General features: G+C 68.9%; 22 protein-coding genes. 10 read left to right on the top strand and 12 right to left on the bottom strand.

Translation table 11 applies throughout. The annotated features are described in order from the left end of the window. Both OM960_RS05540 and OM960_RS05535 read right to left on the bottom strand, forming a co-directional pair. Positions 1-253 (bottom strand): GcrA family cell cycle regulator (locus OM960_RS05540; RefSeq protein WP_290428554.1); only part of this gene is annotated, 253 nt, incomplete at its 3' end. 123 nt (positions 254-376) lie between these two features. Next, positions 377-1,330, bottom strand: coding sequence for a carbon-nitrogen hydrolase family protein (locus OM960_RS05535; protein ID WP_264771314.1), 954 nt, complete (start codon positions 1,328-1,330; stop codon positions 377-379). A 259-nt stretch (positions 1,331-1,589) separates the two neighbouring features. Between OM960_RS05535 and OM960_RS05530 the strand changes: the two genes are divergently transcribed. Together OM960_RS05530 and argF are read left to right on the top strand one after the other, a co-directional pair. Beyond that, a complete protein-coding gene (locus tag OM960_RS05530) occupies positions 1,590-2,780 on the top strand; it encodes an aspartate aminotransferase family protein (RefSeq protein ID WP_264771313.1) in 1,191 nt (396 codons plus the stop codon). Between the two features lie 61 nt (positions 2,781-2,841). Next, the gene (argF, locus tag OM960_RS05525) at positions 2,842-3,768 is read left to right on the top strand and encodes an ornithine carbamoyltransferase (protein WP_264771312.1); all 927 of its coding nucleotides are present in this window, start codon (positions 2,842-2,844) and stop codon (positions 3,766-3,768) included. Here the strand turns inward: argF and OM960_RS05520 are convergent. Continuing rightward, on the bottom strand, positions 3,750-4,709 hold the full coding sequence (locus tag OM960_RS05520) for a LysR family transcriptional regulator (RefSeq protein WP_264771311.1): 960 nt from the start codon (positions 4,707-4,709) through the stop codon (positions 3,750-3,752). The genes argF and OM960_RS05520 overlap by 19 nt on opposite strands. A gap of 99 nt (positions 4,710-4,808) precedes the next feature. On the opposite strand from OM960_RS05520, the gene OM960_RS05515 reads away from it, so the two are divergent. Further along, the gene (locus OM960_RS05515) at positions 4,809-5,804 is read left to right on the top strand and encodes a sterol desaturase family protein (protein ID WP_264771310.1); all 996 of its coding nucleotides are present in this window, start codon (positions 4,809-4,811) and stop codon (positions 5,802-5,804) included. Between the two features lie 20 nt (positions 5,805-5,824). On the opposite strand, the gene OM960_RS05510 is transcribed toward OM960_RS05515, so the two are convergent. After that, positions 5,825-6,742: a sulfite exporter TauE/SafE family protein gene (locus OM960_RS05510; RefSeq protein WP_264771309.1), complete on the bottom strand. Its 918-nt coding sequence runs from the start codon at positions 6,740-6,742 to the stop codon at positions 5,825-5,827. A 170-nt stretch (positions 6,743-6,912) separates the two neighbouring features. Between OM960_RS05510 and OM960_RS05505 the strand changes: the two genes are divergently transcribed. Continuing rightward, the gene (locus tag OM960_RS05505) at positions 6,913-8,115 is read left to right on the top strand and encodes an MFS transporter (RefSeq protein WP_264771308.1); all 1,203 of its coding nucleotides are present in this window, start codon (positions 6,913-6,915) and stop codon (positions 8,113-8,115) included. 12 nt (positions 8,116-8,127) lie between these two features. On the opposite strand, the gene hrpB is transcribed toward OM960_RS05505, so the two are convergent. Together hrpB and OM960_RS05495 are read right to left on the bottom strand one after the other, a co-directional pair. Continuing rightward, positions 8,128-10,581 carry an ATP-dependent helicase HrpB gene (gene hrpB / locus OM960_RS05500; protein WP_264771307.1) on the bottom strand — a complete coding sequence of 818 codons (2,454 nt, stop codon included), beginning with the start codon at positions 10,579-10,581 and terminating at the stop codon, positions 8,128-8,130. Between the two features lie 7 nt (positions 10,582-10,588). Beyond that, the gene (locus tag OM960_RS05495; protein WP_264771306.1) at positions 10,589-11,317 is read right to left on the bottom strand and encodes a DUF3108 domain-containing protein; all 729 of its coding nucleotides are present in this window, start codon (positions 11,315-11,317) and stop codon (positions 10,589-10,591) included. A gap of 124 nt (positions 11,318-11,441) precedes the next feature. Between OM960_RS05495 and meaB the strand changes: the two genes are divergently transcribed. Continuing rightward, positions 11,442-12,428, top strand: coding sequence for a methylmalonyl Co-A mutase-associated GTPase MeaB (gene meaB / locus OM960_RS05490; protein WP_264771305.1), 987 nt, complete (start codon positions 11,442-11,444; stop codon positions 12,426-12,428). Positions 12,429-12,473: 45 nt separating this feature from the next. On the opposite strand, the gene OM960_RS05485 is transcribed toward meaB, so the two are convergent. The 5 genes from OM960_RS05485 to dprA form a co-directional block, all read right to left on the bottom strand. After that, positions 12,474-13,103, bottom strand: a complete 630-nt coding sequence (locus tag OM960_RS05485) for a 3-oxoacid CoA-transferase subunit B (protein ID WP_264771304.1) — start codon at positions 13,101-13,103, stop codon at positions 12,474-12,476. Next, positions 13,103-13,807, bottom strand: coding sequence for a CoA transferase subunit A (locus tag OM960_RS05480; RefSeq protein WP_263333586.1), 705 nt, complete (start codon positions 13,805-13,807; stop codon positions 13,103-13,105). The genes OM960_RS05485 and OM960_RS05480 overlap by 1 nt, the downstream gene beginning before the upstream one ends. A 111-nt stretch (positions 13,808-13,918) precedes the next feature. Then, on the bottom strand, positions 13,919-14,473 hold the full coding sequence (locus tag OM960_RS05475) for a L,D-transpeptidase (protein WP_263333754.1): 555 nt from the start codon (positions 14,471-14,473) through the stop codon (positions 13,919-13,921). A gap of 138 nt (positions 14,474-14,611) precedes the next feature. Then, a complete protein-coding gene (gene topA, locus OM960_RS05470; protein ID WP_264771303.1) occupies positions 14,612-17,200 on the bottom strand; it encodes a type I DNA topoisomerase in 2,589 nt (862 codons plus the stop codon). Between the two features lie 201 nt (positions 17,201-17,401). Beyond that, the gene (gene dprA, locus OM960_RS05465) at positions 17,402-18,526 is read right to left on the bottom strand and encodes a DNA-processing protein DprA (protein WP_264771302.1); all 1,125 of its coding nucleotides are present in this window, start codon (positions 18,524-18,526) and stop codon (positions 17,402-17,404) included. 153 nt (positions 18,527-18,679) lie between these two features. On the opposite strand from dprA, the gene OM960_RS05460 reads away from it, so the two are divergent. Continuing rightward, positions 18,680-19,045 carry a cupin domain-containing protein gene (locus tag OM960_RS05460; protein WP_264771301.1) on the top strand — a complete coding sequence of 122 codons (366 nt, stop codon included), beginning with the start codon at positions 18,680-18,682 and terminating at the stop codon, positions 19,043-19,045. Positions 19,046-19,055: 10 nt separating this feature from the next. On the opposite strand, the gene tldD is transcribed toward OM960_RS05460, so the two are convergent. Then, entirely contained in the window at positions 19,056-20,477 is a 1,422-nt protein-coding gene (gene tldD, locus OM960_RS05455; RefSeq protein ID WP_264771300.1) for a metalloprotease TldD, read from the bottom strand. A gap of 189 nt (positions 20,478-20,666) precedes the next feature. Between tldD and coxB the strand changes: the two genes are divergently transcribed. The 4 genes from coxB to OM960_RS05435 are packed head-to-tail and all read left to right on the top strand — an operon-like array spanning position 20,667 to position 23,246. Continuing rightward, positions 20,667-21,530: a cytochrome c oxidase subunit II gene (coxB, locus tag OM960_RS05450; protein WP_263333576.1), complete on the top strand. Its 864-nt coding sequence runs from the start codon at positions 20,667-20,669 to the stop codon at positions 21,528-21,530. A gap of 44 nt (positions 21,531-21,574) precedes the next feature. After that, entirely contained in the window at positions 21,575-22,507 is a 933-nt protein-coding gene (gene cyoE, locus OM960_RS05445; RefSeq protein WP_264771299.1) for a heme o synthase, read from the top strand. Then, on the top strand, positions 22,507-22,671 hold the full coding sequence (locus tag OM960_RS05440) for a cytochrome c oxidase system small membrane protein (RefSeq protein ID WP_263333572.1): 165 nt from the start codon (positions 22,507-22,509) through the stop codon (positions 22,669-22,671). Before cyoE ends, OM960_RS05440 begins: the two co-directional genes overlap by 1 nt. After that, positions 22,668-23,246, top strand: a complete 579-nt coding sequence (locus tag OM960_RS05435) for a cytochrome c oxidase assembly protein (protein ID WP_264771298.1) — start codon at positions 22,668-22,670, stop codon at positions 23,244-23,246. Before OM960_RS05440 ends, OM960_RS05435 begins: the two co-directional genes overlap by 4 nt. The last annotated feature ends 7 nt before the right edge of the window (positions 23,247-23,253 follow it).

Here is a 23,253-nt window from a genome sequence, read left to right as displayed (position 1 = left end):
GCTTCGGCTCGGCGCGGGGCGCGGCGGGTTTCGCCGCCGCCGCGGGGCGCGGCTCGGGCTTCGGCGCGGCTTCGGGCGCCTTGGCCTTCGGCTCCGGCGCGCCGCCGACGCGGTTCGACAGGCCGAGCCGGTGGACCTTGCCGATCACCGCGTTGCGGGTAACGCCGCCGAGTTCCTTGGCGATCTGGCTCGCCGACTGGCCTTCGGCCCACATCTTCTTCAACGTCTCGACGCGCTCGTCGGTCCAGGACATGACTGACCCTCGGGTTGGCAAGGCACAAGACGGCGCTCATCGGGCGATGCGCCGTCCGGCCTCGAATGAATTTCGCCCCATTCTATCCGGGACGCGCCGAGATACAAGCAAGGGCGGGGAGTTTCAAGCGCCCGACGTGTCGTCCGGGCCGAACCGCACCGGCGGCTGCGCCGCGCGGTTGACCGAGAGCGTGAAGATGTCGGGACGCGCGTAATGGCCCGCCACGTCGAACTTGCGCCGTGACGCGCGGGCGCGCGCGACGTCGATCTCGGCCGAGAGGAGGCCCTTCTCGGCATGCATCGGGCCGGCCTCCACGCCGCCGAAGGGCTGGTAGACGACCGCATCACCGGGATTGATCCACTCGCCGGGGTCGGGAAAGATCTCGTCGCGGTGGGGCAGATCGGCGGGGATGTCCGCCGCCTCGATGGCGGTGGCGCAGCCGATGACCCAGACGCCGCCCTCGCGCGCGATGTGCTGCATCGTGGCCAGCCAGGTCGGCCCGCTGTCCCAGGTCGGCGCGACATAGATGTCGAGGTTCTGGGCATAGAGCGCGAACCGCGCGAGCGGCATGTAGTTCTCCCAGCAGATCAGCGCGCCGACGCGGCCGACGGCGGTCGGCACCACCCGCAGGCCCTGGCCGTCGCCGCTGCCCCAGACCATGCGCTCGGGATTGGTCGGCATCAGCTTGCGGTGGTTGTTGCGAAGCGTGCCGTCGGCGTCGATGATGGCGCAGCTGTTGAAGAGCGTGCTGCCGCTGAACCGGCCGTCGATCTCCTGGTGGCCCATCACGACCACGACGCCGTGCTCGCGGGCGGCCTCTCGGACGGGGCGCAGCCCGTCGCGCGACAGATCGACCGAATTGGCCTGCGACAGGCGGAAAAGCGCATCCGTCGCCGCCATGCCGCGCCCGGGCAGGAGCCGCCAGACGAAGGTCGGGTAGCCCGGCAGCCAGACCTCGGGAAAGACCACCATCTCCGCCCCGCCGGCCGCGGCCGCGCCGATCAGCGAAACGGCCCGCTCGAGCGATCGCTCAATATCGAGATAGACCGGCGGCTCCTGGACGATGCTGACCTTCATGCGTTCCTCTCCCCTTGATCGGGCGATGGTAGCACAAACGGGGGCGGAACGCGGCGGCCGAAGGTTTCGGTGGACAGGCGCGGGTTTAGCCGCTATGCGGCGGGCCATGACGCACCGGACCCAAGCCTTTGCCCGTCCCCGACGCCGCCGCACCCGCGCCTGACGTCCGTCACCCGGTGGCCTCGCCACACCTCCTTCACATCGTTGACTCGGGCCCCCCGCTCAGGCACCCATTGACCTTCCCATCCGGAGTCCATCCATGATCCCGTCGATCCTTCCCACCTACAACCGCGCGCCCCTCTCCTTCGAGAAGGGCGAGGGCAGCTGGCTCATCGAGGCCGACGGGACGCGATACCTCGACCTCGGCGCCGGGATCGCGGTCAACGCGCTCGGCCATGCCAATCCCGACCTCGTCGCGGCGCTGACCGAACAGGCGGGCAGGCTCTGGCATGTCTCGAACCTCTACCAGATCCCCGAACAGCAAAGGCTGGCCGACCTTCTGGTGGAAAACACCTTCGCCGACACCGCCTTCTTCACCAATTCCGGCACCGAGGCGGCGGAACTCGCGATCAAGATGGCGCGCAAGTACTGGTACGAGAAGGGTGCCCCCCGCGAGGAGATCCTGACCTTCGAGGGCGCCTTCCACGGCCGCTCCACCGGGGCCATCGCTGCCGCCGGGTCGGAGAAGATGGTAAAGGGCTACGGCGCCCTGATGCCGGGCTTCCGGCAGCTGCCCTGGGCCGACATGGCGGCGCTGAAAGCCGCGATCAGCGACAGGACCTGCGCCGTGATGGTCGAGCCGATCCAGGGCGAGGGCGGCATCCGCCCGCTCTCGGACGCCGACATGAAGACGATCCGCCAGCTCTGCGACGAGACCGGCGCGATTCTCATCTTTGACGAGGTGCAGTGCGGCGTCGCCCGCACCGGCCGGCTCTTCGCCCACGAATGGTCGGGGGTGACCCCGGACATCATGATGGTCGCCAAGGGCATAGGCGGCGGCTTCCCCCTGGGCGCGGTGCTCGCCACCGAGGCCGCCGCCAGCGGCATGACCGCGGGCACCCACGGCTCGACCTACGGCGGCAACCCGCTCGCCTGCGCGGTCGGGGCCAAGGTCATGGAGATCGTGACCGACCCCGGCTTCCTCGCCGAGGTCAACCGCAAGGCGGCACTCCTGCGCCAGAAGCTCGAAGGACTCGTCGCCGCCCATCCCGGCATCTTCGAAGGGGTGCGCGGCCAGGGCCTCATGCTCGGCCTCAAGTGCAAGGTCGCCCCGGCCGAGGTGGTCAAGGCGGGCTACGCAAGGCAGATCCTGACCGTGCCCGCCGCCGACGAGACGCTGCGGCTCCTGCCGCCGCTGACGATCACCGACGAGGAGATCGCCGAGGCCGTCACCCGCCTCGACGCCGCGGCGGCGGAACTGGAAACCGCGCCTGCCGCTTCTTCATTGTGAAAATACCCCCGGGGGTCCGGGGGCAGGCAGCCCCCGGCGCTCGCCACAAAGGACGACGCCGATGAACCATTTCCTCGACATCCACAAGACCTCGCCATCCGACTTGCGGGCGATGATCGACCAGGCCCGCGCGATGAAGGACGCGCGCAACAACCGCCCCAAGGGCATGGCCGATGACGCGACGCCGCTTTCGGGGCGCATGATCGCGCTGATCTTCGAGAAGCCCTCGACCCGGACCCGCGTTTCCTTCGATGTCGGCGCCCGCCAGATGGGGGCCGAGACGATGGTGCTCTCGGGCAAGGAGATGCAGCTCGGCCACGGCGAATCGATCGCCGATACCGCGCGGGTCCTGTCACGCTATGTCGACCTGATCATGCTGCGCACCTTCGAGGAGGCGACGCTTCTGGAGATGGCCGAACACGCGACCGTGCCGGTGATCAACGGGCTCACCGACTCGTCGCATCCCTGCCAGATCATGGCCGACATCGTCACCTACGAGGAGCATCGCGGGCCGATCGCGGGCCGCAAGTTCGTCTGGTCGGGCGACGGCAACAACGTCTGCTCGAGCTGGCTCCACGCCGCCGGCCAGTTCGGCTTCGACCTCACCTTCACCGGCCCCGAGACGCTCGATCCCGATCCGAAGGCGGTCGCCTTCGCCCGCTCCAGGGGCTCGACCGTCGAGATCCACCGCGACCCGCTTGTCGCGGCCGAGGGTGCCGATGCGATCGTCACCGATACGTGGGTCTCGATGCACGATCCCGAAAGCGCCCGGGAGCGGCGGCACAACCAGCTTCGCCCCTACCAGGTCAACGCGCAGATGATGGGAGAGGGCAAGCCCGACGCGCTCTTCATGCATTGCCTGCCGGCGCACCGCAACGAGGAGGCGACGAGCGAGGTGATGGACGGCCCGCAATCGGTGATCTTCGACGAGAGCGAGAACCGGCTTCACGCCCAGAAGGCGATCCTGCGCTACTGCCTCGGGGCCTGAGCGCCGGTCTCGCGCACCACGAGCTCTGCCGCCTGCGGACCGGCGAACCAGGCGCGGACGGCGTCCAGGAACACGGTGACGGCGCGGCGCGGGCGGCCTGCCAGCCGCCCCGCCATCAGCGTCAGACCCGGCAGCGGCGGCCGCAACGGCACCTCCGCGAGCTCGGCGCCGCCATAGCTGGACCTTGTCCTCGGCCGCATGTTGAGAACCGCGAGTCCGGTCCCCGCGCCGACAAGGCTGCGGATCATTTCCGTCGAGGATGACGTCGCGACGATCCGGGGGGCAATCCCGCCCGTCTCGAGGAGCCGCCGCGTATATGCTCCGGCAAGCGGCAGGTCGAGCAGCACCAGATCCGCGCCGTTCAGGTCGGCAAGCGTCGCCTCGCCCCGCAGCGCCAGCGGATGAGCGACCGGCGCGAGGATGTAGGGCGGTATGTCGAGAAGCGCCTCGGTCTCGATGCCGGGCCGGACCTCGCCACCGGCGAACAGGATCACGTCGAGCCGTCCCTCGATCAGCCCGGCTTGCGCGCTGTCATTGTCGCAATCCCGCAGATCGACCCTGAGGCCGGAGCTCGCGGCCATGAGCGGCTGAAGGATTTCCGGCAGGAACGCTGGGGCGACCGGGGCGTAGTAGCCGATCCGGAGGTCGCCCGCGAGCGAGGCGCCGAGCGCGTGACCCTCCGACATCACTGCGTCGTATTCGTCCAGAAGCGCCTTGATCCGCGCCGCCAGCGCCCGCCCGGCGGTGGTCGGCGCGATGCCCTTCGCACGGTTGCGGGTGACGAGAACCGTGCCGAACTCGGCTTCGACCTTGTCGATGGCGGTCGCGACCGCCGAGGGCGCGACATGCAGCGCCGCCGCTGCCCCGGTGATGCTGCCATGCTCAGTCGCGGCGAGATAGGCGCGCAGCAGGCGCAGCGACAGCCGAAGGTCTCCTTGCATGCCGTATCCTCTGATTTTCAGAATTATATGGCAGATTAAAGCTGTTTTTAAAGGGAATCGTTTGGACGCATGATCGGTCCGCGTAACAGGGAGTTGCCGATGTCAGAGCGAACAGATCCTTCCGGATCCGCCCTCAAGGGCTGGCACCATGTGCCCGAAGTGCCGATCCGGGTCTCGCCGTTCTTCACCTTGCCGCCCGATCCGGGGCGGATGCTGCGCTGGCTTGCGGTGCGCTGGCTGGCGCTTGCCGAAAACTCGATCCTTATCGGCGTGGCGCTGGTCTCCTGGGCCTGGTTCCAGCCGTCGCTCGAGGTCGCGCGGACGCTGGCACCGGGTTGGATCGCCGGAATCTGGCTGCGCAACTTCGTCCTGATCGCGCTCGTGGCGGGAGGCCTTCACCTGTTCTTCTTCACCCTCCGTCGGCAGGGCGATCGCCTGAAGTTCGACCCGCGCGAGCTTGCTCGGTCCGGGCGGCAGTTCAGCTTCGGCGGGCAGGTCCGCGACAACATGTTCTGGACCCTGACGAGCGGCGTCGGCTTCTGGACCGCCTACGAGGTGCTGATGTTCTGGGCGATGGCCAACGGCTGGGCGCCGGTGCTGGCCTGGTCAGCGCATCCCTTGTGGTTCGTTGCGCTCTTTCTCCTGACCCCGGTCTGGATCTCGTTTCACTTCTACTGGGTCCACCGGGCGTTGCACTGGGGACCGCTCTACCGGATCGCCCACAGCTTGCATCACCGCAATGTCAATGTCGGCCCCTGGTCGGGCCTGTCGATGCACCCGGTCGAGCATCTGATCTTCTTTTCTTCGATCCTGATCCATTTCCTGATCCCGGCGCATCCTCTGCACATCCTGTTTCACATGCAGCACCAGTCGCTGACGGCGGCGACCTCTCATACCGGATTCGAGAACCTGCTCGTCAGGGACCGCAAGCGTCTTGCGCTCGGGACGTTTCACCATCAGATGCACCACCGCTATTTCGAGGTGAACTACGGCAATCTTGAGATGCCGTGGGACAAGTGGTTCGGCTCGTTCCACGACGGCACATCCGAAGCGCATGAGAGGATGAAGATCCGGCGGCAAAAACTCGGACGCTGAACGCGGTTCCGGCGGAAGGCTCAGTCGCTCGCGCTCCAGGTCATCGAATAGAGCTCGTCGGGTCTCATCACGAGTTCGAGCCCGATCTTGACGCAGACCGCGAGCACCAGAACCGCGAGCAGGATCCTGAGCTGCTCGGCCTTCAGCTTCAGCCCGATCCCGGCGCCGATCTGCGCGCCGATCACGCCGCCGACGAGGAGGATCACCGCGAGCACCATGTCGACGGTGTGGTTCGTCGTCGCGTGCATGAGGGCGGTGAAGGCCGAGACGAAGATGATCTGCAGAAGCGAGGTGCCGACCACGACCCGCGTCGGCATGTTCAGAAGGTAGATCATCGCCGGCACCATGATGAAGCCGCCGCCCACCCCCATGATCGCGGCGAGAAAGCCCACCGCCGCGCCGACGCCGAGCGGCGGGATCACCGAGATGTAGAGGCCCGAGGTGCGGTACTTGATCTTCAGGGGCAGGTTGTGGACCCAGTTGTGCTTCTTGCGCGCCGGCACCGCGCCCGGCTTGCTCGCGCGGCGGATGGCCCGCAGGCTCTCGACAAACATCAGCGCGCCGATGGCGCCAAGGAACACGACGTAGAAGATCCGCACCAGAAGATCGACCTGACCGAGGGCCTTCAGGTGGTTGAACACCACCATGCCGAGGCCCGAGCCCGCGAGGCCGCCGACGAGCAGCGTCCAGCCCATACGGAAGTCGACGGTCTTGCGCCGGATATGGGCGAGGATCGCCGAGACAGAGGAGGCGACGATCTGGTTGGCCGAGGTCGCCACCGCGACCGCCGGCGGCACGCCGATGAAAAAGAGAAGCGGCGTGATTAGAAAGCCGCCCCCGACGCCGAACATGCCCGAGAGAAGCCCGACGACTCCGCCGATCGAGAAGAGAAGGAACGAGTTCACCGAGACTTCGGCGATCGGCAGATAGAGTTGCATGATTCCCCGAGCCCGCATCGCCTGGCACGCCAACTTATCATTCTGAAATCCGTATTCAACGGCTCCGTTGGGCGCGCGCCCATCGTGGAACCGTCGCCGCATTGTGACAACCGGCTGGTCCGCTGGTAGCATGAAAGCTTCGCCCCTTGGGTCGCGAGGGAGGAATGCCCTTGTCCGCCAAGTCGCCGCCGCAGCCCGCCTATCGCTGGGTGATCGCAGCCGCCTCGGCCGCGATGCTTGCCGTCGCCGTCGGGCAGCTCGCCAACGGGCTCTCGGTCTTCGTCATCCCGCTGGAGACGGAGTTCGGCTGGGCGCGCGGGTCGATCGCGCTGATCAACTCGGCCTGCGTCGTGGGGATCGGCCTCGGCGGGCTCCTGATGGGGCCGCTCGCCGACCGGGTCGGCGTGCGGCGGGTCGCCCTTGTCGGCGCGGTGGCGGTCGGCGGGGCGATGCTTCTGGCGGCGCAGGCTTCGGCGCTCTGGCAGTTTTACGTCGTCTTCTTCCTCGCCGGGGCGTTCGGCGGTGGTGCGCTGGCCGGGCCCCTCGTCGCGCTCACCGGCAACTGGTTCGCGGTCGGTTCCGGCCTTGCGATCGGCATCGTCGCGGCGGGGCAGGGCGTGGGGCAGGGCGTGGTGCCGTTCCTCACAGTCTACCTGATCGAGGGGCTCGGCTGGCGCGGCGCGCTCGCCGCTTCGGGGCTGATATCGCTCGCGATCCTCCTCCCGCTCGCGGCGCTCCTGCGCGCGCCGCCCGCCCGGTTGCCCGGGCAGGCCGAGGCGGCGGAGAACATGCCGCTGCCGCTCTCCGTCGTCGTGCCGTGGCTGAGCGCCGCCGCCCTCTTCTGCTGTACGCTGATGTCGGTGCCGCTCATGCATCTCGTGCCCTATATCCAGGGCTGCGGCATCTCCGCACCCGAGGCGGGCGGGGTGCTCTTCCTCACGCTGGTGGCGGCGACCCTGGGCCGGGTCGCCTTCGGCCGCCTCGCCGACATGATCGGCGCGCTCGGCGCCTATATGGCCGCTTCGGCCTGGCAGACGGCGCTGGTCTTCGGCTTCGTCCAGATCGGCGATCTCGACACGTTCCTCGTCTTCGCGCCGGTCTACGGCTTCGGCTATGGCGGCGTGATGACCGGGGTGCTGACGACGACGCGGCTCCTCACGCCGGCCGCGCGGCGGGCGACCGCGATGAGCGTCATCCTCGCCTTCGCCTGGCTCGGCCACGGGGTCGGGGGCTATCAGGGCGGGCTCTTCTACGACCTCACCGGCACCTATACCGTGCCCTTCGCGAACGCGGCGATCGCCGGGATCGCCAATCTCGTGCTTCTCGGTCTTCTCTGGCACGCGCTGAACCGGCGGCGGTTCGGCCCGGCCTGAGCCCGATGGCGGTCAGCCCCGGCGCGGCTTGGCGCGAAGCGTGGGCTCGGCCTCGGTCGGATCCTCGGGCCAGGGATGCTTGGGATACTGGCCGCGCATGTCCTTGCGCACATCGGCATAGGAGCTGGCCCAGAAGCCCGGCAGGTCGAGCGTGGTCTGGACCGGGCGCTGGGCGGGCGAGAGCAGCGTGATGCGCAGGGGCAGGCGCTTCGGGCCAACGGTCGGGTGCCGGGTCACGCCGAACAACTCCTGAAGCCGGACCGAGATCGAGGGATGGTCGCCCTCGTAGTCGATGGGCACCTGCCGGCCGAGCGGGGTTTCGAACTGCGCCGGGGCGAGCCGGTCGAGGAGTTGCAACCCCTCCCAGCCGAGCGCGTGGCGCAGCGGCTCCGTCAGGTCGAGGTTGCGCAGCTCGCCTTCGGTGCGCTTGCCCTTGAGATGCGAGAGGAGCCAGTCCTCGGCCCGGTCAAGGAGGCCCGCGTCGGAGAAGTCGGGCAGGTCGGCGCCCTCGCGGCGCAGAAGCTCCACCCGCGCGCGGAAGCGGCGGGCCGGTTCGCTCCACGGCAACCCGATCTGGCGGAGGCCGTCGAGTGCGGCGCGGGCGGTGGCCTCGGCGGGTGCGTCGGGCCAGTGGCGGTCGTCGAGGACGAGCGCGCCGATCCGCTCCTGCCGCCGGGCGGTGACGCGGCCCTCGCGGCGGGACCATTCGCAGACATCATGCCAGCCGATCCGCTCGGCGAAGAGGCGGCGCAAAGCGGCCTCGCGGATCGCGATGCCCTGGCGGATCCGCGCCTCGCGCGGGTCGCCGTCGAGATCGGTCGCGACCAGAAGCCGTTCGGCGCCGAGCGGATCGCCCTCCGTTGCGATCGCGCCCTTGCCGCCGGAGAGCACATAGCGCGGCCGGTCGCCCGTGCGCCGGAGCCCGATCCGGTCGGGATAGGCGAGGGCCGCCATCTCGGCCAGGCTGAAGCCTTCCGCGATGGGCGCGACCATGCGGGCAAGCCGCTTCGCCTCGGCGCGGATGCGTTCCACGGTGCCGCGGTCGACCCGGTGCGGGTGGTCGGCCTCGTAGCCCTTCGGATCGCGGATCGCGGCGAGTCGCAGGGCAAGATCGGCCGGGGCGCCGCGCAGGGGATCGCGCTCGGCGAGAAGGGCGGCGAGCACCGCCGCCTCGGGCCCGGCGGTGATCAGCATGTGGCCAAGCCGGGGATGCAGCGGCAGCGCCGCGAGCGCCCGGCCGTGGGCGGTGATCCGGCCCGCGTCGTCGAGCGCGCCGAGGGCCGTCAGAAGGGCGCGCGCCTCGGCAAGCGCGGGGGCGGGGGGCGGGGTGAGGAAGGCGAGGTCCGCCCCGTCCGAACCCCAGAGCGCCAGTTCGAGCGCGAGCGCGGAAAGGTCGGCCGCCTCGATCTCGGCTGGCGGGAAGGCGGCGAGGCCGCCTTCCTCGCCCCTGGTCCACATCCGGTAGCAGGTGCCCTCGGCGACCCGGCCGGCGCGGCCGCGGCGCTGCTCGGCCTCGGCCCTGGTCACCCGTTCGGTGACGAGCCGCGACATGCCCGAGCCGGGATCGAACCGCGCCCGCCGCGCGCGGCCGGCATCGACCACGGCGCGGACATCCTCGATCGTCAGCGAGGTCTCGGCGATCGCGGTCGCGAGCACCACCTTGCGGCCTGTCGCGGCGGGCGCGATCGCGGCGCGCTGGGCGGCGAACTCCATCGCGCCGAAGAGCGGCCGCACCACGCAGTCGCCCGACAGGCGGCCCGCGAGTGCGGCCTCGACCCGGCGGATCTCGCCCTCGCCGGGCAGGAAGACGAGGATGCCGCCCGAGGTCTCGGCGGCGGCTTCCGTCACAAGGCCCGCGACGGCGGCCTCGAAGCGCATGGACTTGTCCACCGGGCGGGCGAGCCAGCGCGTCTCGACCGGGAAGGCGCGGCCCTCGGAGGTCACGGTCGGCGCATCGTCGAGAAGGGCGGCGACCGGGCCGGCGTCGAGCGTCGCCGACATCACCACGAGGATCAGGTCGGGCCGGAGCGCGCCGCGCACCTCCCAGGTGAGTGCCAGGCCGAGATCGGCGTTGAGCGAGCGTTCGTGGAACTCGTCGAAGATCACCGCGCCGATGCCGGCAAGCTCGGGGTCGGACTGGATCATCCGGGTCAGGATGCCCTCGGTCACAACCTCGATCCGGGTCTTGGCGGAAATCTTGGCCTCGCCGCGGATGCGGTAGCCCACGGTCTCGCCGACGCGTTCGCCAAGCGTCTCGGCCATGCGCTCGGCAGCGGCGCGGGCGGCGAGCCGGCGCGGCTCCAGCATGACGATCCGGCCTGCGGTCAGACCGGCCTCGAGAAGCGCGAGCGGTACCCGCGTCGTCTTGCCGGCGCCGGGGGGCGCCATCAGCACGGCGCGGCCCTCCGCCCCAAGGGCGGTGACAAGCCCGGGCAGGGCCGCGTCTATGGGGAGCCGGTCGCGCACATCGCGCTTATCGCCGTTTCAGCCGGCCTTTGCCATAGAGCGTGTCCATCGAAATCTCGACGACACGGAGATGCCCGTTGCCAAGGGGGGCGTAGTGGAGCGTGAAGGGGAACCGGACCTTCTCGGCCAGCTCCTTTTCGGAAAAGCCTTCAAGGCGGCGGTATTCCCCGGTGCAGGCGAGGCCGCCTTCGACGGGACGGGGATCGGTCAGCATGACCCGGCTGCGCCGGCGCCCGTCGAAGAGGAAGAGCTTCAGCTTGCAGGCCTCGGCCGCCGGTACGTCGCGCAAAGCGGCATAGAGCGCGGTCAGCGGATCGACCGTGCCGCCTTGGGTCGCAGGGTCGATGTCGTCCGGGCGCGGCGGTTTCGGCGGCTTGTGGACCTTCACCTGCGGCACGCCGTTCTCGTAGCGCATCACCGATTGCGACTGGCGCTTTCCGGTGTCGGCATCCTCCTCGTAGCGCGTGGGCGTGAACACGCCGTCGCGCACCATGCCCTTCGCGCGGGCGTCGTAGCGCATCCGCTTCACCAGCGCGAGGAAGCCGCCCGATTGCAGCACGCCCGAGGCGGCGTAGCGCGCGCCCGTGATCGTGCCGCTGACCGAGAGCGACCCGGCCGGGAGGCCGCGGAGAGTGAGGTCGAAGATGGCGCTCTCCTTCGGCCCGGCATGACCAGGGCCGGGCGCCAGAGCCACCGCGAGCGCGGCCCCGGCTAGGCAACGGAGAAGGATCCTCATGGCACCGCTCGTCGTTTTTTCGCGCCGAGCCACTGGACATCGGCGCCGCCAAGCAGGCAAGAAAACCACCGAGAGGTCAATTCACGACCGCGTTGGATCAGCAAAAGGCCGCCGGAACCGTAACATGGACATTACCGAACTTGCGGGCCGGCTGGCCCAGGGCGACCGGAGGGCGCTGGCGCGCGCGATCACGCTGGTGGAGAGCGGCCGCGCCGATCACCGCGCCGCGGCGGCCGCACTTCTGGACGCGCTCGGCGGCGGGCGGCAGGCGCTCCGGATCGGGCTTTCGGGCACGCCGGGCGTCGGCAAGTCGAGCTTCATCGAGGCGTTCGGCACGATGCTGACCGGGCAGGGGCTCAAGGTCGCGGTTCTGGCGGTCGATCCCTCGTCGTCGCGCTCCGGCGGCTCGATCCTCGGCGACAAGACGCGGATGGAGCGGCTGTCGCGCGATCCCCTTGCCTTCATCCGGCCCTCGCCGAGCCAGACCCATCTCGGCGGCGTCGCCCGGCGCACCCGCGAGGCGGCCGCGCTCTGCGAGGCGGCGGGCTTCGATGTGGTGCTGATCGAGACCGTGGGCGTCGGCCAGTCCGAGACGCTGGTCGCGGAGATGGCCGATCTCTTCATCCTTCTCCTCGCCCCCGCGGGTGGCGACGAGTTGCAGGGCGTGAAGCGCGGGATCATGGAGATGGCCGACCTCATCCTCGTGAACAAGGCCGATGGCGAGCTGAAATCGGCGGCGCGGCGGACCTGCGCGGATTATGCCGGGGCGCTCCGGCTCATGCGCAAGCGGGCCCGCGACCCGGAGGGCTTCCCAAAGGCGATGTGCGTCTCGGCGATGGAGGAGGAGGGGCTGGAGGCCGCCTGGGACGAGATGCAGGTGCTCGTCGAATGGCGGCGCCTGCATGGCCATTTCGACCGCCGTCGCGCCGAGCAGGCCCGGCACTGGTTCGAGGAGGAGGTGCAGCAGGGGCTTCTTGCGCGGCTGACCGCCGATCCCGCTGCGCGGGGGCGGATGGCCGAGCTTGGCCGCGCCGTCGAGGAGGGCCGTGCGACACCCGCAAAGGCCGCCGAGGCGATGCTCGCGGCCCTCGCGGGCCGGGCGGAGGACTGACGGAACCGGACGGCCGGGCCTTGCGCCCGGCCGTGCGATGAGGGCTCAGCCGACGATGGTCGCCTCGGTCGCGGCGCGCAGGTCAGCCTCGCTCACGCCATCGGCCATCTCGACGATCTTCAGACCACCGGGAACGACGTCGAGAACGCCGAGATTGGTGATGATCCGGTCCACGACGCCCTTGCCCGTCAGGGGCAGGGTGCATGCCTTCAGCACCTTCGATTCGCCGTGCTTGGAGGTGTGGTCCATCACCACGACGACGCGACCGACGCCCGCGACGAGGTCCATCGCCCCGCCCATGCCCTTCACGAGCTTGCCGGGGATCATCCAGTTCGCGAGATCGCCGTTCTCGGCCACTTCCATCGCGCCGAGGATCGCCATCGCGATCTTGCCGCCGCGGATCATCGCGAAGCTCTGGGCGCTGTCGAAATAGGAGGTGCGGGCGAGCTCGGTGATCGTCTGCTTGCCGGCATTGATCAGGTCGGGATCCTCCTCGCCCTCGAAAGGAAAGGGGCCCATGCCGAGCATGCCGTTCTCCGATTGCAGCGTCACCTCGACGCCTTCGGGGATGTAGTTCGACACCAGCGTCGGAATGCCGATGCCGAGGTTGACGTACCAGCCGTCCTGCAGCTCCTGCGCCGCCCGGGCGGCCATCTGGTTGCGGTCCCAAGCCATCACACGGCCTCCCGTTTGCGCACGGTGCGCTGTTCAATGCGTTTCTCGTGCTCGCCCTGGATGATCCGGTGCACATAGATGCCCGGCAGGTGGATGCAGTCGGGGTCGAGCGAGCCGCGCGGCACGATCTCCTCCACCTCGGCGACGCAGATCTTTCCGCAGGTCGCCGCCGGCGGGTTGAAGTTGCGCGCGGTCTTCCTGAAGACGAGGTTGCCGGTGTCGTCGGCCTTCCAGGCCTTGACGATCGAGAGGTCGGCGACGATGCCCTTCTCGAGGATGTAGGTCTGGCCGTCGAAGTCCTTGTGCTCCTTGCCCTCGGCGATCACGGTGCCGACGCCGGTCTTGGTGTAGAAGCCCGGAATGCCCGCGCCGCCCGCGCGCATGCGCTCGGCGAGCGTGCCTTGCGGGTTGAACTCCAGCTCCAGCTCGCCCGAGAGGTACTGGCGCATGAACTCCGCGTTCTCGCCCACATAGGACGAGATCATCTTCCTGATCTGCCGCGTCTCGAGCAGCTTGCCGAGCCCGAAGCCGTCCACGCCACAGTTGTTCGAGGCGATGGTGATGTCCTTCACGCCGCTCTCGACCAGCGCGTCGATCAGAAGCTCCGGAATGCCGCAGAGGCCGAAGCCGCCCGACGCGATGAACATGCCGTCGAAGAGAAGCCCGTCGAGGGCCTCCTTCGCTGTGCCATAGACTTTCTTCATGGTCGCTCCCCGAACTTTCGTTGCCGAAGTTGTGGCGCGCGGGCGCGGCGCTGTCAATCGCCGCGCCGCAGCAAGGGCGCAGAAGCGGCGGATCTGGCCGCGCCGGATTGCTCAGATCAGACGCACCTGGGTTCCGACCGGCGTGATCTCGAACAGTTCGGCGATGCTCGGGTTGTAAAGCCCGATGCAACCGTCTGACGATCGCCGGCCGATCTTGCGGGTGTCGTGCGTACCATGGATCAGATAGGCGGGCCAGTCGAGATACATCGCGTGCGTGCCCAGCGGGTTTTCCGGCCCCGGCGGCATGTAGCGCCAGTCGGGGAACCGTTCGAGTTGCGAAGGCGTCGGGGTCCAGTCCGGGCCGACCTTTTTGCGCACGATCTTCGTGTAGCCGCGCCGCGTCAGTTCGTCGCTGCGCGGGACCGAGGTCGGATAGATCCGGTAATCGGTGCCGTCCCCGCTCCAGAAGTGGAGGCTGCGGGAGACCGTGTCGGCGACGATGATCGCTTTCCCAAGATCGTCGAAATGGTCGCGCCAGTCCTGCCGCACGAAGCTCGAGACGTTGCGCCGGGCGCTGTCCGGCTCGGCTCTTGCCACGGCCGGAACGATCAGGGCGGCGCCAGCGCAACCGAGAAGCTGGCGCCGCGAAATCGTCTTTGTTGTCATGTGTTTGTCTTTCCCGATGGCCTGCTCCGGCGACTTGGTGCCAGAGCCGGGCAGGTTCGACAAATCACATAGTCTTGAATCGATACGGGGTCGCCGGTCGCCCGGACGCGCGGTGGCGCGGACGGCGCGAGCCGGGCCTCAGCCGGCTTTCGCCGCGCCCGCCTTCTTCTTCGTGGTCGTCGCCTTGGCGGAGGACTTCTTCGCGGGTGCTTTTCGCGCCGTCGCCGCCTTCTTCGGTGCCGCCTTCTTGCGCCCGCCGCCCTTCTTGGCGGCCTTCTCGGCGATCAGCGCTAGCGCCTCGTCGAAGGTGACGGCTTCAGGCACCATCTCCTTCGGCAGGGTGGCGTTGACCTTCTCCCATTTCACGTAAGGCCCGTAGCGGCCCGACATGACCTGGATCGCGCCGCCGTCGGGGTGGTCGCCAAGCTCGCGCAGCGGGGCGGGGGCGGAGCTTCCGCGGCCGCGGCTGGCCTTCTGGGCCAGAACTTCCACCGCGCGGTTCATGCCGACGGTGAAGACCTCCTCGACATCGGGCAGGTTGGCATAGACCTTGCCGTGCTTGACGTAAGGCCCGTAGCGGCCGATCCCGGCCTCGACCAGTTCGCCGTCCTCGGGATGCGGTCCGATCGGGCGCGGCAGGTCAAGAAGCATCAGCGCCCGCTCGAGGTCGAGCGTTTCGGCCGACCAGCCCTTCGGCAGGCTCGCGCGCGGCGGTTTCGGTGTCTCCTCGGTCGCCTCGCCGCGCTGGACATAAGGTCCGAAGCGGCCGGTGCGGAGCGAGACCGGTTCGCCGTTCACGTCCTCGCCGAGTACCCGGTCGCCGCCCGCCTCGGCCTCGCCGTTCACCGCCGAAAGCGCGCGGGTGTAGCGGCAGTTCGGGTAGTTCGAGCAGCCGATGAAGGCGCCGCCGGAGCGCGCGGTCTTGAGGTTGAGCCGCCCCTCGCCGCAGGTCGGGCAGACGCGCGGGTCCGATCCATCGGCGCGCGGGGGATAGAGATGCGGGGCGAGGAACTCGTCGATCTTCTCGAGCACCTCGCCGATCCTGAGATCGGCGGTCTCTGCGATGGCGGCGGTGAAGTCGCGCCAGAAGCGGGCAAGCACCTCCTTGTAATCGCGGTCTCCGGCCGAGATCTCGTCAAGCTCGTTCTCGAGATCGGCGGTGAAGTCGTATTCGACGTAGCGGCGGAAGAAGTTCGTCAGGAACGCGGTGACGAGCCGGCCCTTGTCCTCGGGGATGAGCCGGTTCTTGTCTTTCCGCACATAGTCGCGGTCCTGGATCGTGGTGACGATCGAGGCATAGGTGGAGGGCCGGCCGATGCCAAGCTCCTCCATCCTTTTGACGAGCGTGGCCTCCGTGTAGCGCGGCGGCGGCTGGGTGAAATGCTGCTCGGGGGCGATGCTGCGTTTGTCGGCCTTCTCACCTTCCATGATCTGCGGCAGGCGGGCGCCGTCCTCGTCGCCCTCCTCGTCGCGGCCCTCGTCATAGACCTTGAGGAAGCCGTCGAATTTCACGACCTGGCCGGTGGCGCGCAGCACGACCTCGCCGTCCTGGCTGGCGACGTCGACGGTGGTGCGTTCGAGCCGGGCGGCGGCCATCTGGCTCGCGATGGTGCGCTTCCAGATCAGGTCGTAGAGCTTCCTCTGCTCGCCCTCGACCTTGAGCTTGTCGGGCGAGAGGCCCATGTCGGTCGGCCGGATGCATTCATGCGCTTCCTGCGCGTTCTTGGCCTTGTTCTTGTACATCCGCGGGCTGTCGGGGACGTAATCCGCGCCGAAGCGACGCTTGATCTCGTCGCGCGCGGCCATCACCGCCTCGGGCGCCATGTCGATGCCGTCGGTCCGCATGTAGGTGATGTGGCCGGCCTCGTAGAGCCGCTGCGCGGCGGCCATCGTCGCCTTGGCGCCCATGCCGAACTTGCGGGAGGCCTCCTGCTGCAGGGTCGAGGTCATGAAGGGTGCGTAGGGATTGCGGCTCGCGGGTTTCGCCTCCACCGATTTCACCGTGAGGTCGCGCGAGGTGATCGCCTGCACGGCAAGCTCGGCGGCGGTCTCGTTGGCGAGGTCGAACTTGTCGAGCTTCTTGCCGCCGAGGACGGTCAGGCGGGCCTGGAACTCCTGCCCGCGCGGGGTGGCGAGCGTCGCGGTGACGGTCCAGTATTCGCGCGCCTTGAAGGCTTCGATCTCGAGCTCGCGCTCGACGATGAGGCGGAGGCACACCGACTGGACGCGGCCGGCCGACTTAGCGCCGGGGAGCTTGCGCCAGAGCACGGGCGAGAGGTTGAAGCCGACGAGGTAGTCGAGCGCGCGGCGGGCGAGATAGGCCTCGACCAGCGCCCCGTCGACATCGCGCGGCTTGGCCATCGCCTCGGTCACGGCGGCCTTGGTGATCGCGTTGAAGGTGACGCGGCGGACGGTCTTGCCCTTCTTGAGGCTCGAGGCGAGCGCCTCCTTCAGGTGCCACGAGATCGCTTCGCCCTCGCGGTCGGGGTCGGTGGCGAGGATCAGCGTGTCGTCGGATTTCAGCGCCTCGGCGATGGCGCGGACATGTTTCCGGCTGTCGCTCGCGACCTCCCATTTCATGTCGAATCCCTCGTCGGGATCGACCGATCCGTCCTTTGGCGGCAGGTCGCGGACATGGCCATAGGAAGCGAGAACGGTGTAGTCGGAACCGAGATACTTGTTGATTGTCTTGGCCTTGGCGGGGGATTCTACGACGACGACGGCCATGACTTCCTCTTGTAAACGGATTGTCTGCTCTGGGCGCGTTACATGGGCGGCAAGGGCGGGGCTTGTCAATGACCGGCCGCTTGGCGGCGCTGCGCCGGGGGTGGGGAGGGCGTCGGGGGCGCTGCCCCCGCCCCGGACCAGGTCCGGGGCTCCCCCGGGGTATTTTTGGCAAGATGAAGGGTGCGGGGCGGATGCGGCGGTTCAGTCGAGGCGCGACAGGAGGCCGCCGGGCTGGCGCTGGATGCGGCCTTCGAGTTCCAGAGTCAGGAGTTCGGGGGCGATGGTGGCGCTCGGCAGGGCGAGGTCGCGGATGAGCTGGTCCTCGGCCATCGGGCTCGGCCCGAGGCGGTCGAGGATCTGGCGGTGGAGCGTCGCCATGTCGCGCCATGTGCGCTGCGGCTCCGGTTCGGGCGCGCGTGCGGCGGCGTGTTCGGGGGCGGCGGTGACGGGGGCCAGCGCGGCGAGCACGTCCTCGGCGCCGCGCACCAGTGTCGCGCCGTCGCGGAGCAGCAGGTTGCAGCCCGCGGCGCGGCCGTCGAAGGGATGGCCCGGCACGGCGAGCACGTCGCGGCCCTGGTCGAGCGCCAGCCGGGCGGTGATCAGGCTGCCCGAGCGCGCCGCGGCTTCCACCACCACCACGGCACGGGCGAGGCCGGAAATGATGCGGTTGCGCAGGGGAAAGTGCCGGGCCTGCGGTTCGAGCCCGATGGGCTGTTCGGAGAGCCGCAGGCCCCTGAGTGCAATCTCGGAGGCGAGGGCGGCGTTTTCGGCCGGGTAGGTCGCGTCGACGCCGCCCGCCATCACCGCGACGGTGCCCGTGGGCAGCGCCGCCGCATGGGCAGCGGTGTCGACGCCGCGGGCAAGGCCGGAGACGACGGTGACGCCTGCCGCGCCAAGCCCCTCGGCGAGCTTCCGCGCCATCCGCAGCCCGAGAGAGGACGCGTTGCGGGCGCCGACGAGTGCCACCATCGGGCGGGAGAGAAGCGCGGGGTCGCCGAGGCACCACAGCACCGGAGGCGCGTCGGCAAGCTCGGCGAGGGCGGGGGGATAGGCGGGGTCGTGGCGGCAGAGGAGCCGCGCGCCGGCGGCCGTGCCGGCCTGATATTCCTTGAGGATGACGGGTTCGGGGCAGGGTTCGTAGCCCTGGACGCCCGCCGCCTTAGCGATCCCGGGCAGGGCGTGGAGGGCCGCCTCGGCGGAGCCGTATTCGCCGATCAGCCGCCAGAAGGTCACGGCGCCGACCCGGCGGGAGCGAATGAGGCGGAGCCACGACAGCCTGTCGTCTTCCTTGGTGGGTGGGGTGAAGGGGGTGGGGTAAGATAACAAACCTTTATCCCTCGTGCCTTCGCCTCATTCGCAAGGCCACTATGCGGGCTCAAGGTTAATCATCGGTTACGATTCGCGACGATTTGCGGAAGATGCGAAAAAAGTTCTCCTAGAGCGGGCCGATACGATCACGCATTGGGAAAGGGTTTCACGATGCAACTGCTTCATCTCACCGAGGACGAGAACGGCGTGTCGCATTTCGGCGATGCCGGAATCGCTCTGGCCATGGGCGACTTCGCGCCGCCGGCTCCGCCGCTCCTTCTGTCGGAAGCGGAGGTGGCACGCGCGCTTGTCTACCTGACGCTTCCGGCCGGCTGGGACGGGGCGAAGCACCGCTCTCCGCGCCGCCAGGTCGCGTTCTGCCTGAGCGGCAGGCTCAGGGTCGAGGCCGGCGACGGCGAGGTCCGGGAGATCGGCCCGGGCGGCATATGGCGCATGGAGGACGTCGCCGGCAGCGGCCACACGACCGCCGTGCTCGGCGACGAGGAGGTGCGGCTGGCGATCGTCCAGCTCGAGTGACGGGCGCGGCTCAGGCCGCCGAGCCGCCGACCGTGAGCCCGCCGATCAGGAGCGTCGGCTGGCCGACGCCGACCGGCACCCATTGCCCGGCCTTGCCACAATTGCCGACGCCGGGATCGAGCTTCATGTCGTTGCCGATCGCGCGGATGTTCTTCATAGCGGTCGCGCCGTCGCCGATCAGGGTCGCGCCTTTGACCGGCTCGCCGACGACGCCGTTCTTCACCCGGTAGGCCTCGGTGCAGGAAAAGACGAACTTGCCGTTGGTGATGTCGACCTGGCCGCCGCCGAAGCCGACCGCGTAGATGCCGTCCGTGACCTCGGCCACGACGTCTTCGGGGCGGGCCGCGCCGCCGAGCATGTAGGTGTTCGTCATCCGCGGCATCGGAATATGGGCGAAGCTCTCGCGCCGGCCGTTGCCGGTCGGCGCCACGCCCATCAGCCGGGCGTTCTGGCGGTCCTGCATGTAGCCCACGAGCACGCCGTCCTCGATCAGCACGTTCTTGCCCGAGGGGGTGCCCTCGTCATCGACGCTGATCGAGCCGCGGCGGTCGGGGATGGTGCCGTCGTCGAGCACGGTCACGCCCTTCGCGGCCACCTGCTGCCCCATGAGACCGGCAAAAGCGGACGTCTTCTTGCGGTTGAAATCGCCCTCGAGCCCGTGGCCGACCGCCTCGTGGAGGAGAATGCCGGGCCAGCCGGCGCCGAGCGCCACGTCCATCACGCCGGCCGGCGCTGCCACCGCGCGCAGGTTGACGAGCGCGATCCGGAGCGCCTCGCGCGCTGTCGCCTGCCAGTGCTCGGCGGTCATCAGGCCGGTCAGGCCGGAGCGCCCGCCGCTGCCGTGGCCGCCGGATTCGCGGCGGCCGTTTTCCTCGACGATGACCGAGACGTTGAGCCGCGTCATCGGGCGGATGTCGAAGACGAGGCCGCCCTCGGGCCGGAGGATGAAGACCTCTTGCAAGGACGCCGCGATCGTCGCCGAGACCTGCACCACGCGGGGATCGAGGGCGCGGGCGAAGGCGTCGATCTCGCGCAGGGTCTCGACCTTGAGCCCGAAGCCCGCGTCGGCCATCGGGTCGGCGTCGGTGTAGAGCTTCACGTTGGTGCCCGCGGGCGGCGGCGCCATCACGCCGCCGCCGTCGCCGACGGCAAGCCGCGCGGTCTCGGCGGCGCGCTTCAGCGCCGATTCGGAAACCTCGGTGGAATGAGCGTATCCCGCGACCTCGCCGTTCACCGCGCGCAGTCCGAAACCCTCGGACGCGTCGTAGCTCGCGTTGCGCAGGCGGCCGTCGTCGAAGACCAGGGCCTCGGAGCGGCGGCGTTCGAGGAAGAGCTCGCCATCCTCGGCGCCCTGCGTCGCCTCTCGCAGAATCGCCAGCGCGCGGTCGGGGTCGAGATGGGTCTCGAACGGGGAAAACCGGGTGTCTGACATTGTCACTTCCGTCGCTGTCCTTGATTTCGATCAAAAAGCGGCGCTTGGCCGCGATGGTTTCACTTGTCGCATTGTCACTAATATGATTTGACGAAGCCCGGATACAACCGGTCCGGCCCGCGGTTTACTCGGGGATCGTACCGGCACTGGAAGCGGCAGGACAAGCCGCGGCAGGAACGGGAACACGATATGCGCTTTGCGACCAATCTTTCCGGCCTCGGGGCCGCCCTCACCGCCACATTCGCGGCCACCGTGGTCCGGGCCCAGGACGGGATCACCGGGCTCGAGATCGTCGGCAAGCCGGTCGCCGACGGCACCGGCTTCCAGCCGGCGGCGACCGAGCTCGCGCGCGACCAGCAATGGCTCGACGGGATGCTGCTTTGGCTCTGCATCGGAGTCGTCGCGCTGGTGATGGGGCTCTTGCTGGCGGTCATCCTGCGCTACAACAGCCGCGCCAACCCGACACCGGCCCGGTTCACCCACAACACGCCGCTGGAAATCGTCTGGACGCTGATCCCGGTCCTGATCCTCGTGGTCTTGGGCGCGTTCTCGCTGCCGATCCTCTTCAAGCAGCAGGAGATCCCGGAAGGCGACGTGGTGATCAAGGCCATCGGTAACCAGTGGTTCTGGTCCTACGAATACCCCGACGAGGGCATTGCCTTCGACAGCTTCATGCTCGGCCGCGACGGGCTCGAGGCGGCCGGCTACAGCCAGGACGAATACCTCCTCGCGACCGATACCGCGGTCGTGGTGCCGGTCGGCAAGGACATCGTGGTTCAGGTCACCGCCGCCGACGTGATCCATGCCTGGACGATCCCGGCCTTCGCGGTGAAGCAGGACGGCGTGCCGGGCCGGATCGCGGAGCTCTGGTTCAACGCCGACCGTGAGGGCATCTATTTCGGCCAGTGCTCGGAGCTTTGCGGCAAGGACCACACCTACATGCCGATCACCGTCAAGGTGGTGAGCCAGGAGGTCTATGACGACTGGGTGGCGCGGACCAAGACCGCGGGTCTCGGCACCTCGGCGCCGGTCGAGGTGGCTTCGGCCAACTGACGGAGAGGCGCGCGGAGACGCGCGCCGCCAAGGGGAGGGGAGCGATGAGCGATCTGAGCGCCGTTGACCACGGGCAGGAGGCGGGCTTCGGCGATTACGTCCAGCTCCTGAAGCCGCGTGTGATGTCGCTCGTCGTCTTCACCGCTATGGTCGGGCTGATCGTGGCGCCGGTGTCGGTGCATCCCTTCGTCGCCTTCACCGCGATCCTCTTCATCGCGCTCGGCGGGGGCGCCTCGGGTGCCCTCAACATGTGGTACGACGCCGACATCGACCGCGTGATGCGGCGCACCCAGAGCCGCCCGGTCCCGGCCGGACGGGTCGGCGCTGGCGAGGCGCTCGGTCTCGGGCTCGCGCTCTCGGTCCTCTCCTGCCTGATGCTGGGCTTGGCGGCGAACTGGTTCGCGGGCGCGTTCCTCGCCTTCACGATCTTCTTCTACGTCGTCGTCTACACGATGTGGCTGAAGCGGCGGACGCCGCAGAACATCGTGATCGGCGGTGCGGCGGGGGCCTTCCCGCCGATGATCGGCTGGGCCGTGGCCACCGGCGGTGTCAGCGTCGAGAGCGTGCTGATGTTCGCGCTGATCTTCATGTGGACGCCGCCGCATTTCTGGGCGTTGGCGCTGTTCATGAAGGACGACTATTCCCGCGCCGGCGTGCCGATGCTGACCGTGACCCACGGCCGCGCCGCCACGCGCAAGCACATCCTCGTCTACACGCTGCTGCTCGCCCCGTTCCCGGTGGCGCTCGCGCTCACCTCGATCGGCGGGCCGGTGACGCTGGTCACGGCGCTCGTGCTCAACGCGCTCTTCATCCGGGGGGCTCTCCGCATCTCCCGGCGCGACGACGCGGCGGCTGAGGCCGATGGCTACCGGGCCGAGAAGGCGTTCTTCAGGTTCTCGCTCGCCTATCTTTTCCTGCATTTCGGCGCGCTCCTCGTCGAGGCGAGCCTTGCGCCCTTCGGGCTAGGAGGCTGGTGATGGCGATCCGTCAGGCACATGAGATCCACGGTCGCCGCCTTGGCCGGAACCTCGGCCTCGGGTTGGTGCTCGCCGTCTTCGTAGCGCTCGTCTTCGGGCTGACGGTGGTCAAGATCTCGCATCTGAAGGAAGGCAAGCTGCCCGCCGCGGAGGCCTCGCAATGAGCGTGCCCCGGAGCAATGGCCGCATCGCGGCGATGCTTGCGGGCGTCGTCCTGACGATGGGCGTTCTGGCCTGGGCGGCGGTGCCGTTCTATTCCTGGTTCTGCCAGGTCACCGGTTACGGCGGCACGCCGAGCGTGCGGGCCGGGAACGCGGGCGACGTGCTCGACGAGATCGTGACGGTGCGCTTCGACGCCAATACCGCGCCGGACATGCCGTGGGAGTTCCACCCCAAGCAGACCGAGATGAAACTCAAGATCGGCGAGACCGGGATGGCCTTCTACGAGGCCTACAACCCGACCGACAAGCCGGTCGCGGGCACGGCGAGCTACAATGTCGCCCCCGACCTCGCGGGCTACTACTTCTCCAAGATCCAGTGCTTCTGCTTCACCGAACAGGTGTTGCAGCCCGGCGAGCGGATCGAGATGCCGGTCGTCTTCTATGTCGATCCGGAGCTGGTGAAGGACCGCGACGCGGGCTCGATCCGCAACATCACGCTGAGCTACACCTTCTTCAAGACCGAATTGCCCGAGGCGCAGGCGGCTTTGTCGCCCGCCGGGGGTGAAAACTATAACTGAGGCCCAA

The organism is Defluviimonas salinarum (genome assembly GCF_026013545.1).
GTDB lineage: Bacteria > Pseudomonadota > Alphaproteobacteria > Rhodobacterales > Rhodobacteraceae > Albidovulum > Albidovulum salinarum.
The sequence above is the reverse complement of the archived record's forward strand: the minus strand, read 5'-3'. Positions and strand labels throughout refer to the sequence as shown.